Genomic DNA, 278 nt, shown 5'->3' with positions numbered 1-278 from the left:
CTCCTGGTCCTGAGCATCTGTTTCGTTGAGTGCCTGTGCGGCAGCCCAATTGCCGTGTCGTGGGCAGTTGGTGAGGTTATCTAGTCGCCCGTAGTCGTCGCAGTGCGGGCAGTCCCGTCTCTGCCGGATCGCGTCACGCCGGGTATTGGCGCGCTCGCGCGTCTTGCGGCAGTGCGGGCAGTGACGGCAGGCCATTAGGCGGTTCTCCCTCCCTGAGCTTGCGCCCAGCTGATGTGACGCGGACAAGGCTTGAGTCCGTCATCGACTTCGATCCGGCC

The 278-nt window shown here is 64.4% G+C and carries 1 pseudogene; it reads right to left on the bottom strand.

Annotated features, from left to right (window positions below):
* Positions 1 to 195 (bottom strand): annotated as a pseudogene (locus CDN38_RS30115) (hypothetical protein); the annotation flags it as partial.
* Between the last annotated feature and the right edge of the window lie 83 nt (positions 196 to 278).

Source organism: Mycobacterium ostraviense, from assembly GCF_002705925.1.
GTDB lineage: Bacteria > Actinomycetota > Actinomycetes > Mycobacteriales > Mycobacteriaceae > Mycobacterium > Mycobacterium ostraviense.
Note: the sequence above shows the minus strand (reverse complement) of the source record. Positions and strands in the feature narration are given on the sequence as shown.